This window comes from Pseudomonas sp. XK-1 (assembly GCF_038069885.1).
Classification (GTDB): domain Bacteria; phylum Pseudomonadota; class Gammaproteobacteria; order Pseudomonadales; family Pseudomonadaceae; genus Aquipseudomonas.
Map to the genome: position 1 here is coordinate 362,069 of NZ_JBBPES010000004.1, position 13,311 is coordinate 375,379.

The following is a 13,311-nucleotide window of genomic DNA, read 5'->3' on the forward strand; positions in this document are numbered from 1 at the left end:
CTGCCTGAAATTAGCCGCTCGATGTTGAAGAACAGCCTGGTACTCGGGTTGTTCGCCATTGCCACCGTGGGTCTGGTGGCGGTGCTGCAACAAGCCACTGCCGGGCGTATCGCCGCCTCCGAGCGCGCGGCTCAGGTCCGCGCCCTGAGCGAAATCCTGCCCCCGGGCAGCTACGACAACCAGCTGCTGGACCACAGTATCCAGCTGCATGACCCACTGCTGCTCGGCAGCAAATCGCCCCAGCCCGCCTATATCGCCCTGAAGAATGGCCAACCCAGCGCCATTATCCTGCGCGCTACCGCCCCGGATGGTTACAGCGGCGCGATCCGGTTGCTGATCGGTATCCAGATCGATGGCCGCCTGGCCGGGGTACGGGTGCTCAACCACCGGGAAACCCCGGGCCTGGGCGACAAGATCGAACTGGCGAAAAGCCCCTGGATCCAAAGCTTCGTCGGGCGCTCGCTGCAAGCGCCCGACGAAGCGGGCTGGGCGGTGAAGAAGGATCGCGGCGAGTTCGACCAGTTTGCCGGTGCCACCATCACCCCGCGCGCGGTGGTCAAGGCGGTACACAAGGCCCTGCAGTATTTCGATGCCCATAAGCAGCAGCTGTTCGCAGCCCAGGTGAAGTCCAATGGCTAGCCCCAGTTACCGCGATATCACCCTTAACGGCCTGTGGAAGAACAACCCGGCGCTGGTGCAGCTGCTCGGCCTCTGCCCACTGCTGGGGGTGAGCAACTCTGTGGTCAACGCCCTCGGCCTGGCACTCGCCAGCGCGGTGGTGCTGATCTGCTCCAACACCGCGGTATCGCTGGTGCGCGGCGTAGTCAACACCGCGGTGCGGCTGCCGGCCTTTGTGATGATCATCGCCGCCCTGACCACCTGCATCGAATTGCTGATGCAGGCCTTTACCTACGAGCTGTACCAGATTCTCGGCATCTTTATCCCGCTGATCACCACCAACTGCGTGATCCTCGGCCGCGCCGACGGTTTCGCGGCGAAGAACGACCCGGCCCGCTCCGCCTATGACGGCCTGGCCATGGGCCTGGGCTTCGGTTCGGTGCTGGTGATGATCGGAGCCCTGCGTGAGCTGTTCGGCACCGGCGTGCTGTTCGCCAATATGCACCTGCTGTTCGGCCCGCTTGCCGCCAACTGGCAGGTAACGGTGTTTCCCGAGTACCGCGGCTTTCTGCTGGCCATTCTGCCGCCGGGAGCCTTTATCGTCCTCGGCCTGTTGATCGCCTGTAAAAACCGCGTGGACGAGGTGCTGGCCGAACGGGCCAAGGCGCGCCAGGTCGATGTGCCGGTGCAAAGCCGCCGGGTGCGGGTGACCGGAGTCATCGAGTGAACGCGGCCAAGCGCTACGAGATCTTCCGCCGCCTGCACGAAGACAACCCCGAGCCCAAGACCGAGCTGGCCTACAGCTCGCCCTTCGAGCTTTTGGTGGCGGTCACCCTGTCCGCCCAGGCCACCGACGTCAGCGTCAACAAGGCCACGGCCAAACTGTTCCCGGTAGCCAACACCCCCGAGGCCATCCATGCCCTGGGCGTGGAGGGGCTGTCGGATTACATCAAGACCATCGGCCTGTACAACAGCAAGGCGAAGAACGTCATCGAGGCCTGCCGTATCCTCATCGAGAAGCACGGCAGTCAGGTACCGGATAACCGCGAAGACCTCGAAGCCCTGCCCGGCGTCGGCCGCAAGACCGCCAACGTGGTGCTCAATACCGCCTTTCGCCAGCTGGCCATGGCCGTGGACACGCATATTTTTCGGGTCAGCAACCGCACCGGCATCGCTCCCGGCAAGAACGTGCTGGAGGTGGAAAAGAAGCTGATGAAGTTTGTGCCCAAGGAATTTCTCCTCGACTCACACCACTGGCTGATCCTGCACGGCCGCTACGTGTGCCAGGCGCGCAAGCCGCGCTGCGGCAGTTGCCGCATCGAAGACCTATGCGAATACAAGCAGAAAACCTCAGACGATTGAGCGGCTATTTAGCCAATCGATAGGTCGATTGAAAAAATCTTTTTTACCCGCACAGGTTTTGCCGCTATAAGGTGCGCAAATGGCCCCCTGTAGCCAGGAGTGAAAAAGATGAGCACCGCGAAAGAAGATCTTGAACTCGATGAAGACTTTGTTGCAGAAGAGACCGAGGATGCGGAAACCCCGGTCGAGGTGGCAAAAACCAACCTGACCAAGCGCCGCATCATCGATAACTTTCTCGAGGAACGACGCCTGCACAAGCAGCTGGCCGAATACGACTTCGACCTGTAAGCCCTAGCCCGTCATAGAAAGCCCCGCCGATCCGCGGGGCTTTTTCGTTGTAGCGCCTGCTTAGCTCACGGCCTGCAAATCACGCCTGGCGCACTTGTTGGCGTACATGGCGGCATCGGCCTGGGTCAGCAACTGCTCCAGGCTCTCGTCAGCCTGCAACGACGACTCGGCAATGCCGACACTCAGCGACAACTGCCGACCGCTATTGCGGCAGAAGGCCGCCACGGCCTTGTCCAGACGCTGCAGCACCTCTTCGCTGCTGCTGTAATGACAGGCCAGCACTACGAACTCATCGCCCCCCAGGCGCGCCACCACATCGGTGGGGCGAAACAGGGACCGCAGCACCTGGGCCGCATCAATCAGCATGCTATCGCCCATGGCATGGCCAAAGCGATCGTTGGCCTGTTTCAGATAATCCAGGTCGGCATACAGCAGCAGGCTGCGTCCCTTGCGCCGCCGCGCGGCCTCCAGCTCGCGCTCGGCCAGCAGCAGAAAGCCGCGCCTGTTGTAGAGACCGGTCAGTTCATCGCTCAGCGACAGTTGGCGCACCGCCTGTTCGGCCCGCTCCCGCTCCGCAATCTCGACGCGCAGACGGCTATTGGTTTCGGCCAGTTGCGCGGTGCGCTCCGCCACTCGACGCTCCAGCTCGGCATACACCTGAACGTTTTCCAGCGCCACCGAGGTGGCGTCGGCCAGGGCCTGGAGCATCTCGACCTGCTCCGTCGTAGCGCGGTGCTGGCTGGCCCAGTAGGTGCCGAGAGCGCCTATGGGCTCCAGTGCACGGATCGGCACCATGACCAGGCTTTTGACGAAGGTCGGTCGATAGACGGCGTGGGGAATCCGATCATCCAGGTAGATATCTTCGATGACCGCGGCCTGGCGATTGAGCATGGCCCAACCGCTGATGCAGGCCAGCAGGGGAAAGCGCTGGCCCTTCCACAGCGGACTGATGGCGTCTTCGTCCTTGTAGAAACACTGCTCGCCGTCACGCAAGACGAAGGTGGCACCGTCGGCCCCGACCAACTCGCGCGCCGCATGGCGCACGACTTCCGCTACCGCATTCAGGCTCCTTGCCATGGATAACTCCTGCACGGCCTGGATCAGCCGCTGTGCATAGTTCTCGCTAGCCATGGAACACCTCGCCCGGCCTGGCAAAACTGCAATTAGTCTTGCAAGCCATTGCCTACAAAGTCTAGCAGCTGTCAGTCGGCACGCGACGGCGACAGCAGTTCGATCTTGTAGCCGTCGGGATCTTCGACAAAGGCCAGAATGCTGCTGCCGTGCTTCATAGGCCCCGGCTCGCGGGTGATCTTGCCGCCGCGGGCGCGGATGTCCTCGCAGGCCTTGTACACGTCGGCCACTTCCAGGGCGATATGGCCATAACCCGTGCCCAGATCATAGCCGTCGACACCCCAGTTATGGGTCAGCTCGATAACGCTGTTGTGCGCCTCATCGCCATAGCCGACAAAGGCCAGGGTGAACTGCCCTTCCGGGTAGTCCTTGCGCCGTAGCAGGGTCATGCCCAGCACTTCGGTATAGAACGCGATGGATTTATCCATATCGCCGACGCGCAGCATGGTATGCAGCAGTCTCATCAGATTTCTCCTCGTTATGGCCCATCTTGCGGGCTTATAAATGCAAACCCCGGCTTATGGCCGGGGCTTGTTGTGGCTCAGGTGTTCAAGTCTATCAGAGCATCTTGCGCCCTTTGCCCGCAGCAATGCGCATGCGCAGGGCGTTGAGCTTGATAAAGCCGCCGGCGTCGGCCTGGTTGTACGCGCCGCCATCTTCTTCGAAGGTGGCGATATTGGCGTCGAACAGCGAGTCATCGGACTTGCGCCCCGTGATGATCACGTTGCCCTTGTACAGTTTCATGCGCACCACGCCGTTCACGTTGGCCTGGGAGGCGTCGATCATCTGTTGCAGCATCAGACGCTCAGGGCTCCACCAGAAACCGTTGTAGATCAGGCTGGCGTATTTGGGCATCAGCTCGTCTTTCAGGTGAGCGACTTCGCGGTCCAGGGTGATCGACTCGATGGCGCGGTGGCCCTTGAGCATGATGGTGCCGCCGGGGGTCTCGTAGCAGCCGCGCGACTTCATGCCGACGAAGCGGTTCTCGACGATATCCAGACGACCGATGCCATTCTCGCCGCCGATGCGGTTGAGTTCAGCCAGCACGGTGGCCGGGCTCATGTCCTTGCCGTCGATGGCAACGATATCGCCCTTACGGTAGGTCAGCTCGATATAGGTGGGGGTATCCGGCGCTGCCTCGGGGGAGACAGTCCATTTCCACATGTCTTCTTCGTGCTCGGTCCAGGTGTCTTCCAGCACGCCGCCTTCATAGGAGATATGCAGCAGGTTGGCGTCCATGGAGTACGGCGACTTCTTCTTGCCGTGACGCTCGATCGGGATTTCGTGCTTGGCGGCGTAGTCCATCAGCTTCTCGCGCGACAGCAGGTCCCACTCGCGCCAAGGTGCAATGACTTTCACGCCGGGCTTGAGGGCGTAGGCACCCAGTTCGAAACGCACCTGGTCGTTACCCTTGCCGGTAGCGCCATGGGAGATGGCGTCGGCACCGGTCTCGTTGGCGATTTCGATCAGGCGCTTGGCGATCAGCGGACGGGCAATGGAGGTGCCCAGCAGGTATTCGCCTTCGTAGACGGTGTTGGCGCGGAACATCGGGTAGACGAAATCGCGTACGAATTCTTCGCGCAGGTCGTCGATGTAGATTTCCTTGACGCCCATGGCCTGGGCCTTGGCGCGGGCCGGCTCGACTTCCTCACCCTGACCGAGATCCGCGGTAAAGGTCACCACTTCGCAGTTATAGGTGTCTTGCAGCCACTTGAGGATCACGGAAGTGTCCAGGCCACCGGAATATGCCAGGACTACCTTGTTTACGTCGGCCATGCCATCAACTCCACGGGGTTGTGCGGGAAAACCCGTGATTCTACTGGCCTCGGCGGCCAATTTACAGGGCCGCGACAGCCTGAGACGACCAAGCGACAGCTTCTGTTGCCCGCCAGCCGTGTTTCCCTGGGCTCAGGAAGTGGTTGCAGGCGCGGCCGGGTCGGTGGCTGGAGCTTCGGCGGGTGCCGCAGGCGGGGCTTCAGGGGCGCGTTCGAGTTGCACATTGACGCGACGATTCTTCGCCCGGTTGGCCTCGCTGTTGTTCGGTACCAGCGGGTAGCGTTCGCCATGAAAACGCAGGGTAATGTTCTCGGCCGGCACGCCGTTGGCCTTGAGGTATTCCATCACGGCCAGGGCGCGGCGGCGCGACAGGTCGCGATTGATCAGGCGATTGCCACTGTTGTCGGCATGGCCATCGAGCTGAATGCGATTGACGCTGGGGTCGGCCTTGAGAAAGCTGAGGATGATATCGAGCTTGGCCCGGGCCATTGGTTCGAGGTCCACCCCGCCCCCCGGAAAGCCCACCTGGCTGCGACGCACCTGGTCGAAGTTCACCGGCAGCAGTTTGGCGGTGCAGGCGAGGTAGTCGTTATAGGCCTTGTGGAATCTGGCCGGCAGCAGACGCACCTCGATGGCTTCGCCGCCCTGGGCGGTGCGGTGGCGCAGCAATGGGCTGCGGCCTTCGAGCAAGCCGGTCAGCAGGCGTGCGCCCTGCTCCTGGGAGCTGTTGAACAGCACCTCGGAGGAGCCAACGCTGACCGCGCCCAGATTGATATCGCCGCGCCCGGGCTGCCAGGGTGCGGCGGCCGCCAGCAAGGTCGCCGACCCAGCCCCCAGCCAGCGTTCGCGGGCCTGCATACGGAAGGTCACCTGCTCCCCCGCCCGACGTACAAATACCCCGGAACCGAAATCGGTAATGGGTTGGCTCAGGCGGCATTCGAACTGATCGCCCTCGACCTGCCACTCGACCTTCTCCAGGCGGGTCTGGAAACTAATGGCCAGCACTGGCTGGCATGCCAGCAGGCAAAGCAGGACGAGTGGATAACGGCGCACGACAGGCTCCCAGGAATACGGCTTACGTTCGGGCTATCGGTGCCTGAGGGGAAAACTTGAGGCCTTGCGGCTATGCGCGCGGTACTTGCCGCGCCAAGCGCCCCTGGCATCCGTCCGAGATTGTCGGACTGGGCAGCTTTCAGCGTGCCGCCACAAGCCTTTTCCGGTAGCATTCTCGCCACGTTTCGCCCGCCTGGAAGCTTCCATGACTGACCGCCTTACCCTGCTGCGTCCCGACGACTGGCATATCCACCTGCGTGACGGTGCCGTATTGCCCCACACGGTCGCCGATGTAGCCCGCACCTTCGCCCGCGCCATCATCATGCCCAACCTGGTGCCGCCGGTGCGCAACGCCAGCGAAGCCGACGCCTACCGCCAGCGCATCCTTGCCGCCCGCCCTGCCGGCAGCCGCTTCGAACCGCTGATGGTGCTCTACCTCACCGACCTGACCAGCCCCGACGACGTGCGCGCGGCCAAGGCCTCGGGTTTCGTCCATGCGGCCAAGCTCTACCCGGCCGGCGCGACCACCAACTCCGACTCCGGCGTGACCAGCATCGACAAGATCTTCCCGGCGCTCGAGGCCATGGCCGAGATCGGCCTGCCGCTGCTGGTGCATGGTGAAGTGACGCGCAACGAGATCGACGTATTCGACCGCGAGAAGGTCTTTATCGACGAACACCTGACCCGTGTGGTGGAGCGTTTCCCGAGCCTGAAAGTGGTGTTCGAACACATCACCACCCGCGATGCGGTGCAGTTCGTGCAGAGCGCCTCGGCCAATGTCGGCGCGACCATCACCGCCCATCACCTGCTGTACAACCGCAACCACATGCTGGTCGGCGGCATTCGCCCGCACTTCTACTGCCTGCCGATTCTCAAGCGCAACACCCACCAGGACGCCCTGCTGGATGCCGCCACCAGCGGCAATGCCAAGTTCTTCCTCGGCACCGACTCGGCACCCCATGCCCAGCACGCCAAGGAAGCCGCCTGCGGCTGCGCCGGCTGCTACAGCGCCTACGCCGCCATCGAGCTGTATGCCGAGGCCTTCGAGCAGCGCAACGCCTTGGACAAGTTGGAGGCCTTCGCCAGCCTCAACGGCCCGGACTTCTATGGCCTGCCGCGCAACCGCGAAACCATCACCCTGGTGCGTGAAGACTGGACCGCCCCGGCCAGCCTGCCGCTGGGCGAGCAACGCGTTATCCCGCTGCGTGCCGGCGAAACCCTGCGCTGGCACCTGCTGGAGGAAAACGCGTGAGCGAAGATCTGTACGACGACGAACTGGAAAGCAGCCCCTCCGGCCCGCGCCACCCCATGGCCGCACGTTTTCGCGGCTACCTGCCGGTGGTTGTGGATGTCGAGACCGGCGGCTTCAACTGCGCCACCGATGCCCTGCTGGAAATCGCCGCCACCACCATCGCCATGGACGAGCAGGGTTTTCTCTACCCGGACCACACCCATTTCTTCCGGGTCGAGCCCTTCGTCGGGGCCAATATCGAACAGGCGGCGCTGGACTTCACCGGGATCAAGCTCGATCACCCGCTGCGCATGGCCGTCACTGAAGAGCACGCGCTGACGGAAATCTTCCGTGGTCTGCGCAAATCGCTGAAAGCCAACAGCTGCAAGCGGGCGATCCTGGTCGGCCATAACAGCAGCTTCGATCTGGGCTTCCTCAATGCCGCCGTGGCGCGGACCGGCATCAAGCGCAACCCCTTCCACCCCTTCTCCAGCTTCGACACCGCCACCCTGGCCGGCCTCGCCTACGGCCAGACCGTCCTGGCCAAAGCCTGCCAGGCCGCCGATATCGACTTCGACGGCAAGGAAGCGCACTCGGCCCGTTACGACACCGAGAAGACCGCCGAGCTGTTCTGCGGCATCGTCAATCGCTGGAAGGAAATGGGCGGCTGGATGGACTTCGACGACTGAAGCCGACCCTGCTGCTGTAGGGTGCGCCGTGCGCAGCAAATCATCAGGCTGCGCTGGTGCGCGCAGCGCACCCTACCGGTAGTACTTTTTCCAGCATCCGGTTGGGACATGGCCATAAAAAAGCCCCGCATCAAGCGGGGCTTTTTTATGCAGCGGCGCAGGCATTGCCTGCGCCTTTACCTCAGGCGCTTTGCGCCAGGTCCATCAACTCCCGGTTGGCCACGGCGTACATGGCGTAATCGGTGGTGGTGGCCGAGCGCAGTTCGCCGAGCATCAGCTTCCAGCGATCGACCAGACGGCGATGCTGCTCCAGCCACACACCGGCACGCTCCTCGATATCCGCCGGACCGTCGACCATCTGCAGCACCGACACGGTGATGGCGCGCTGCTGCCAGTCCAGATCGTCGCGGAAGGCTTCACGGGCCAGGGCCTGCCAGTTGTTTTCCACCGGCAGGCTGGTGATCTGCTGCAGGTACCAGGACAGTTCCAGGGAGCCGCCTACCGCGAAGTAGGCTGCCGCCACGCGGGCCGGCTCCTGCCCCGTGACATCGGAGGCCTCGATGATCGGCAGCAGGGTGTACAGATGGCTGGTACCGGCCACGACCCGCGCCAGCACCTCCGGCACACCGGCTTCCATATAGGCCTGGAAGCGCGCCAGCCACTGCTCGCGAGCCGGGCCTTCGAGCAGCTCGTCCAGGCGCATGGCCAGGGCCTCGACACGTGGCGCGAAATGCGCCACGTCACGGGCCGCATCCAGATCGTTGCGCCGGCTACGCAGGAACCAGCGGGTGGCCCGACGGCCCAGGCGCATCAGCTCGTCCATCAGCTGCAGCTGCAGGTCGGCTGGCACCTGGTGGTCCAGGGCCTCGATCTGCTGCCACCAGTGCGGCAGGCGGAACACGTCGCGCACGATCACATAGGCACCGGCGACATTGGCCGCGCTCATGCCGGTGGACTCCTTCAGACGCTGCACGAAGGTGATGCCCATATGGTTGACCAGGTCGTTGGCGATCTGGGTGCTGACAATTTCGCGCTTGAGGCGATGGCGACGCATCGGTTCGCCGAACTTCTGCGCCAGCAGCGGCGGGAAGGCGGTTTCCATTTCCCGCGCCAGGTACTCGTCGTCGGGTACCCGGGACTTGAGCAGAGACTCCTTGAGGTCGATCTTGCTGTAGGAGATCAGCACCGACAGCTCCGGCCGGGTCAGGCCCAGGCCGTTGTTGGCGCGTTCGTTGAGCTCATCGTCGCTGGGCAGGAACTCCAGGGCGCGATCCAGCTTGCCGGCGCTTTCCAGAGCCGCCATCAGGCGTTTGTACTCACCGACCCGCTCGCGGGCGCGGCGTTCGGCCAGGGACAGGGCCTGGGTCTGCTTGTAGTTGTTGCCCAGCACCAGGCCGCCGACCGCATCGGTCATTTCCACCAGCAGCTTGTTGCGCTGTTTGCCGGTCATGTCGCCGGCGGCAACGATCTCGCCGAGCAGGATCTTGATGTTGACCTCGTGGTCGGAACAGTCCACGCCACCGGCGTTATCGATAAAGTCGGTGTTGCTCGCGCCACCCGTCAAGCCGAACTCGACACGCCCCAGCTGGGTCATGCCGAGGTTACCGCCCTCGCCCACCACCTTGGCGCGCAGCTCGCGACCGTCGACCCGCAGCAGGTCGTTGGCCTTGTCGCCGACGTCTGCATGGCTTTCCTTGCTCGACTTGACGTAGGTGCCGATACCGCCGTTCCACAGCAGGTCCACCGGGGCCTTGAGCAGCGCGTTGAGCAGCTCGGTGGGGGCCAGCTTGTCGGCACTGATATCGAAGCGCTCCTTCATCTGCGGGCTGATGGCGATGCTCTTGGCACTGCGCAGGAAGATGCCGCCGCCCTCGGAGATCAGCGAGCTGTCGTAGTCGCTCCAGCTGGAACGCGGCAGGTCGAACAGACGCTGGCGTTCGACAAAGCTCTTGGCCGCATCCGGGTTGGGGTCGATAAAGATATGCATATGGTTGAAGGCCGCCACCAGCTGCAGGCTTTTCGACAGCAGCAGGCCGTTACCGAACACGTCGCCGGCCATATCGCCGACACCGATCACCGTGACGTTGTCCTTCTGCACATCGATGCCGCGCTCACGGAAGTGGCGCTGCACCGAGACCCAGGCCCCCTTGGCGGTGATGCCCATGCCCTTGTGGTCGTAACCCGCCGAGCCGCCCGAGGCGAAGGCGTCGTCCAGCCAGAAGCCGTAGTCGGCGGCGATACCGTTGGCGATATCGGAGAAGGTCGCGGTGCCTTTGTCCGCCGCCACCACCAGGTACGGGTCGTCGCCATCGTGGCGCACCACGTTCTGCGGCGGTACCACGGCACCTTCCTTGAGGTTGTCGGTGATATCCAGCAGACCCGAGATAAAGATGCGGTAGCAGGCGATGCCCTCGGCCAGTACCTCGTCACGGCTGCCGCCCAGCGGCAGACGCCGCGGAATAAAGCCGCCCTTGGCCCCCATCGGCACGATCACCGCGTTCTTCACCTGCTGCGCCTTGACCAGGCCCAGCACCTCGGTGCGGAAGTCTTCCTCGCGGTCCGACCAGCGCAGGCCGCCGCGAGCCACGTCGCCGAAACGCAGGTGCACGCCTTCGACGCGCGGCGAATAGACGAAGATTTCGAACTTGGGCGTCGGCCGTGGAATTTCCGGGATTGCCCGCGGGTTGAGTTTGAAGCTGAAGTAGCTCTTGGCCGCACCGCTGGCATCGGTCTGGTAGAAGTTGGTGCGCAGGGTGGCCTTGATCAGGTCCAGGTAGCGGCGCAGGATGCGGTCCTCGTTGAGCACCGCGACATTGTCCAGAGCCGCCAGAATCGCCTGCTCCAGCTTCTGCTGTTTGTCTTCCAGGTCCTCGCTTGCCAGCTTGCGCGCCAGGTAGAAGCGCGTCTTGAACAGACGCACCAGTTCCTTGGCGATATCGGCGTGGTTGACCAATGTGCTGGCGATATAGCTGAGGTCGAAGCCCAGGCGAATCTGCTTGAGGTAGCGGGCGTAGGCACGCAGCAACGCCACATCGCGCCAGGGCATGGCGGCCATCAGCACCAGACGGTTGAAGCCGTCGTTCTCCGCCGCACCGCCAACGATATTGATGAAAGCACCCTGCAGGGTGTCGTTGAGCTGCTGAATGTCGACATCCAGGCCTTCGGCATAGGTGAAGGCGAAGTCGTGGATCCAGAACTCGCGGCCATCGGCGCGGCGCAGCTTGTAGGGGAACTCGCCAAGCACGCGCAGGCCGAGGTTTTCCAGAATCGGCAGCACGTCCGACAGCGGCAACGGCGTGTCGGCGTGGTACAGCTTGCAGTGCAGCTGCTGGCCATCCTGGGTCAGCGGCTGGTAGAAGCTCATCACCAGGGTGCGGGCGCTGTTCAGGCTGAGAATGTGCTGCATGTCCACCACCGCCGAATGCGGGGCAAAGCGTTCGCGGTAACCAGCCGGGAAACCATCGGGGAATTCGCTCAGCACCTCGGTGCCCTGGGCTTCGCCGAGGCTTTCGACCATCAGGCTGGCGTAGTCGTCCTTCCACGAACGGCAGGCCTGGATCACTTCCTTTTCCAGGCGTAGCGGGTCGATCTGCACGCGGTTCTTCGGGTCGACCTTGAGGATGAACTGCACCCGCGCCAGCACCGATTCGGAGAAGAAGGTCCAGAACTCGCAATCGATGGCCTGCAAGCGCTCCATCAGCACCTGCTGGATCTTCATGCGGGTCTCGGTGGAGTACACATCGCGCGGCACATAGGCCAGGCAGTAGCAGAAACGGCCATAGGGATCGCGGCGCAGGAACACGCGGATCTTGTTGCGCTCCTGAATCTGCACGATGGACATGGCGGTGTTGAACAGCTCATCGACCGAGGTCTGGAACAGGTCGTCGCGCGGCAACACTTCCAAGACCTGGGCCAGCTCCTTGCCCAGGTGGGCGCTGCTGCCGAAACCGGCCCGCTGCTCGATCACCTCGACCTTGCGGCGGATATAGGGAATGTTCCACACGCTCTCGGCATACACCGCCGAGGTGTACAGGCCCATAAAGCGGCATTCCTTGATCACCCGGCCCTTGCTGTCCAGCTCGCGGATCGACACCAGATCCGGGTAGGCCGGACGGTGCACGCGGCTCGGTACGGCGGCCTTGGCGAAGGACAGCAGCTGCGGCTCACGCAGGTAGGCCACCGCCTCGGGCTCGATATGCAGCTCATCGGCTTTAAGGCCGGTGCGCAGGTGTTTGGACAGACCGAGCAGGGAGCCCTCGTCATACTGCATGCTGCCGCCACCGGGCACATCGACCACGGCGAATTCTTCGTAACCGAGGAAGGTGAAGTGGTCGTCGAGCAACCAGTTCATAAACACCTTGATCTCGTCCAGCTCGGCCCCTTCGACCTTGAGCCCGACCTGGGCTGGCTTGACCTTGTCCAACCAGGCCAGCAGTTCCTTGGCCTTGGCCTTCATCGGCTGGAAATCGGCGACGCTCATGCGCACGTCGCGGAACACCTCTTGCAAGGTTTTTTCCAGGGTCTTCAGCTCGCCGGTGTTGGCGCAGCGGTCGATCTCCAGGAACATCAGGGCTTCCTGGCGGATGTCCTTGCCCTGGGTACCCTTGGGCAGGATTTCCAGCAATTCGCCGTTCTTGTTGCGGCGTACGCTGAACACGCTGTTCTGCAGGGTGTGGATGCTGTAACCGCGACGGTTCAGTTCCATGCGCGCCGAGTCAACCAGGAACGGGATGTCGCTGTGGAGGATCTCCACGGCGGTGTGGGTCGACTGCCAGCCGTGCTTTTCATAATCGGGGTTGAATACCCGCACCTCGGGCTTGGCCGAATCGAAACGTTCCAGTACGCGCCAGGACGACAATGTGCAGCCAACCAGATCGGAGAGGCGACGCTGGGTCAGCTCCTCCAGCGCGATGATGCCGAAGAATTGTTCGGCGAACAGGGCCATTTGTGGCAAGGCCTGTTCACTGACGTGCTGCGCCAGCGCCGTTTGCAGATGATGCTGAAAATCGGCTTTGCTGGCCGCCGTAAAGAACGCCATGGGTAAGCTCCGTTTGGCTTGTTATTCAACTAGGGGCAGTCGCGAGTAATGACCTTCGCCACAACCTTGTGGTTCAACGTTAGTCTAGGAGGCAGCGATTGCATTAAAGTGGCTGCCACTTAACT

Annotated in this window: 11 protein-coding genes; 6 read left to right on the plus strand and 5 right to left on the minus strand. The window is 63.0% G+C overall.

The window, feature by feature from the left end:
• Nucleotides 1-21 precede the first annotated feature (21 nt).
• From rsxG to WMW70_RS12785, 4 genes are all read left to right on the plus strand, one after another.
• Complete coding sequence (rsxG, locus tag WMW70_RS12770) at nt 22-639, plus strand: electron transport complex subunit RsxG (protein WP_341438049.1); 618 nt, start codon at nt 22-24, stop codon at nt 637-639.
• On the plus strand, nt 632-1,345 hold the full coding sequence (locus tag WMW70_RS12775; protein ID WP_341437881.1) for an electron transport complex subunit E: 714 nt from the start codon (nt 632-634) through the stop codon (nt 1,343-1,345). Before rsxG ends, WMW70_RS12775 begins: the two co-directional genes overlap by 8 nt.
• Nucleotides 1,342-1,980: an endonuclease III gene (gene nth / locus WMW70_RS12780; RefSeq protein WP_341437882.1), complete on the plus strand. Its 639-nt coding sequence runs from the start codon at nt 1,342-1,344 to the stop codon at nt 1,978-1,980. The genes WMW70_RS12775 and nth overlap by 4 nt, the downstream gene beginning before the upstream one ends.
• Before the next feature lie 108 nt (nt 1,981-2,088).
• Nucleotides 2,089-2,268: a PA3496 family putative envelope integrity protein gene (locus WMW70_RS12785; RefSeq protein ID WP_341437883.1), complete on the plus strand. Its 180-nt coding sequence runs from the start codon at nt 2,089-2,091 to the stop codon at nt 2,266-2,268.
• Nucleotides 2,269-2,328: 60 nt separating this feature from the next.
• On the opposite strand, the gene WMW70_RS12790 is transcribed toward WMW70_RS12785, so the two are convergent.
• The 4 genes from WMW70_RS12790 to WMW70_RS12805 all read right to left on the minus strand — a co-directional run bounded on the left by WMW70_RS12790 (nt 2,329) and on the right by WMW70_RS12805 (nt 6,228).
• A complete protein-coding gene (locus WMW70_RS12790) occupies nt 2,329-3,399 on the minus strand; it encodes a GGDEF domain-containing protein (protein WP_341437884.1) in 1,071 nt (356 codons plus the stop codon).
• A 71-nt stretch (nt 3,400-3,470) separates the two neighbouring features.
• Nucleotides 3,471-3,863 carry a lactoylglutathione lyase gene (gene gloA / locus WMW70_RS12795; RefSeq protein WP_341437885.1) on the minus strand — a complete coding sequence of 131 codons (393 nt, stop codon included), beginning with the start codon at nt 3,861-3,863 and terminating at the stop codon, nt 3,471-3,473.
• 94 nt (nt 3,864-3,957) lie between these two features.
• Nucleotides 3,958-5,175 carry an argininosuccinate synthase gene (locus WMW70_RS12800; protein WP_341437886.1) on the minus strand — a complete coding sequence of 406 codons (1,218 nt, stop codon included), beginning with the start codon at nt 5,173-5,175 and terminating at the stop codon, nt 3,958-3,960.
• Nucleotides 5,176-5,307: 132 nt separating this feature from the next.
• The gene (locus tag WMW70_RS12805) at nt 5,308-6,228 is read right to left on the minus strand and encodes a flagellar protein MotY (RefSeq protein WP_341437887.1); all 921 of its coding nucleotides are present in this window, start codon (nt 6,226-6,228) and stop codon (nt 5,308-5,310) included.
• 205 nt (nt 6,229-6,433) lie between these two features.
• On the opposite strand from WMW70_RS12805, the gene pyrC reads away from it, so the two are divergent.
• Together pyrC and rnt are read left to right on the plus strand one after the other, a co-directional pair.
• Nucleotides 6,434-7,480 (plus strand): dihydroorotase, encoded by a 1,047-nt coding sequence (gene pyrC / locus WMW70_RS12810; RefSeq protein ID WP_341437888.1) that lies wholly within the window; start codon nt 6,434-6,436, stop codon nt 7,478-7,480.
• A complete protein-coding gene (rnt, locus tag WMW70_RS12815) occupies nt 7,477-8,148 on the plus strand; it encodes a ribonuclease T (protein WP_325509295.1) in 672 nt (223 codons plus the stop codon). Before pyrC ends, rnt begins: the two co-directional genes overlap by 4 nt.
• A gap of 181 nt (nt 8,149-8,329) precedes the next feature.
• Here rnt and WMW70_RS12820 read toward each other — a convergent pair whose 3' ends face one another.
• A complete protein-coding gene (locus WMW70_RS12820) occupies nt 8,330-13,186 on the minus strand; it encodes an NAD-glutamate dehydrogenase (RefSeq protein WP_341437889.1) in 4,857 nt (1,618 codons plus the stop codon).
• Between the last annotated feature and the right edge of the window lie 125 nt (nt 13,187-13,311).

Excerpts from the sequence above, each read along its gene's own strand:
- rsxG (WP_341438049.1), top strand. The coding sequence starts at position 22 with ATGTTGAAGAACAGCCTGGTACTCGGGTTGTTCGCCATTGCCACCGTG.
- WMW70_RS12775 (WP_341437881.1), top strand. The coding sequence starts at position 632 with ATGGCTAGCCCCAGTTACCGCGATATCACCCTTAACGGCCTGTGGAAG.
- WMW70_RS12785 (WP_341437883.1), top strand. The coding sequence starts at position 2,089 with ATGAGCACCGCGAAAGAAGATCTTGAACTCGATGAAGACTTTGTTGCA.
- WMW70_RS12790 (WP_341437884.1), bottom strand. The coding sequence starts at position 3,399 with ATGGCTAGCGAGAACTATGCACAGCGGCTGATCCAGGCCGTGCAGGAG.
- gloA (WP_341437885.1), bottom strand. The coding sequence starts at position 3,863 with ATGAGACTGCTGCATACCATGCTGCGCGTCGGCGATATGGATAAATCC.
- WMW70_RS12800 (WP_341437886.1), bottom strand. The coding sequence starts at position 5,175 with ATGGCCGACGTAAACAAGGTAGTCCTGGCATATTCCGGTGGCCTGGAC.
- pyrC (WP_341437888.1), top strand. The coding sequence starts at position 6,434 with ATGACTGACCGCCTTACCCTGCTGCGTCCCGACGACTGGCATATCCAC.
- WMW70_RS12820 (WP_341437889.1), bottom strand. The coding sequence starts at position 13,186 with ATGGCGTTCTTTACGGCGGCCAGCAAAGCCGATTTTCAGCATCATCTG.